Origin of the sequence: Enterobacter sp. KB-221C9, assembly GCF_041320715.1 — a bacterium.
In the GTDB taxonomy this organism is placed as follows: domain Bacteria; phylum Pseudomonadota; class Gammaproteobacteria; order Enterobacterales; family Enterobacteriaceae; genus Enterobacter; species Enterobacter asburiae_D.
Map to the genome: position 1 here is coordinate 1 of NZ_JBGIWG010000032.1, position 1,833 is coordinate 1,833.

At 53.1% G+C, this 1,833-nt stretch carries 1 rRNA gene; it reads left to right on the forward strand.

The features are described 5' to 3' along the window. Window positions 1-1,833 (forward strand): 23S ribosomal RNA (locus AB8846_RS23260); the annotation flags it as partial.

Here is a 1,833-nt window from a genome sequence, read left to right on the forward strand (position 1 = left end):
AGCCCCGTACACGAAAGCACACAGGTTGTGAACTCGAAGAGTAGGGCGGGACACGTGGTATCCTGTCTGAATATGGGGGGACCATCCTCCAAGGCTAAATACTCCTGACTGACCGATAGTGAACCAGTACCGTGAGGGAAAGGCGAAAAGAACCCCGGCGAGGGGAGTGAAAAAGAACCTGAAACCGTGTACGTACAAGCAGTGGGAGCACCTTCGTGGTGTGACTGCGTACCTTTTGTATAATGGGTCAGCGACTTATATTCTGTAGCAAGGTTAACCGTATAGGGGAGCCGAAGGGAAACCGAGTCTTAACTGGGCGTTAAGTTGCAGGGTATAGACCCGAAACCCGGTGATCTAGCCATGGGCAGGTTGAAGGTTGGGTAACACTAACTGGAGGACCGAACCGACTAATGTTGAAAAATTAGCGGATGACTTGTGGCTGGGGGTGAAAGGCCAATCAAACCGGGAGATAGCTGGTTCTCCCCGAAAGCTATTTAGGTAGCGCCTCGTGAACTCATCTTCGGGGGTAGAGCACTGTTTCGGCTAGGGGGCCATCCCGGCTTACCAACCCGATGCAAACTACGAATACCGAAGAATGTTATCACGGGAGACACACGGCGGGTGCTAACGTCCGTCGTGAAGAGGGAAACAACCCAGACCGCCAGCTAAGGTCCCAAAGTCATGGTTAAGTGGGAAACGATGTGGGAAGGCACAGACAGCCAGGATGTTGGCTTAGAAGCAGCCATCATTTAAAGAAAGCGTAATAGCTCACTGGTCGAGTCGGCCTGCGCGGAAGATGTAACGGGGCTAAACCATGCACCGAAGCTGCGGCAGCGACGCTTATGCGTTGTTGGGTAGGGGAGCGTTCTGTAAGCCGTTGAAGGTGTCCTGTGAGGGGTGCTGGAGGTATCAGAAGTGCGAATGCTGACATAAGTAACGATAATGCGGGTGAAAAGCCCGCACGCCGGAAGACCAAGGGTTCCTGTCCAACGTTAATCGGGGCAGGGTGAGTCGACCCCTAAGGCGAGGCCGAAAGGCGTAGTCGATGGGAAACAGGTTAATATTCCTGTACTTGGTGTTACTGCGAAGGGGGGACGGAGAAGGCTATGTTAGCCGGGCGACGGTTGTCCCGGTTTAAGCATGTAGGCGGGAGTTTTAGGTAAATCCGGAACTCTTTTAACGCTGAGGTGTGATGACGAGGCACTACGGTGCTGAAGTAACAAATGCCCTGCTTCCAGGAAAAGCCTCTAAGCATCAGGTAACACGAAATCGTACCCCAAACCGACACAGGTGGTCAGGTAGAGAATACCAAGGCGCTTGAGAGAACTCGGGTGAAGGAACTAGGCAAAATGGTGCCGTAACTTCGGGAGAAGGCACGCTGATATGTAGGTGAAGCCCCTGCGGGTGGAGCTGAAATCAGTCGAAGATACCAGCTGGCTGCAACTGTTTATTAAAAACACAGCACTGTGCAAACACGAAAGTGGACGTATACGGTGTGACGCCTGCCCGGTGCCGGAAGGTTAATTGATGGGGTTAGCGGCAACGCGAAGCTCTTGATCGAAGCCCCGGTAAACGGCGGCCGTAACTATAACGGTCCTAAGGTAGCGAAATTCCTTGTCGGGTAAGTTCCGACCTGCACGAATGGCGTAATGATGGCCAGGCTGTCTCCACCCGAGACTCAGTGAAATTGAACTCGCTGTGAAGATGCAGTGTACCCGCGGCAAGACGGAAAGACCCCGTGAACCTTTACTATAGCTTGACACTGAACACTGGTCCTTGATGTGTAGGATAGGTGGGAGGCTTTGAAGCGTGGACGCCAGTCTGCGTGGAGCC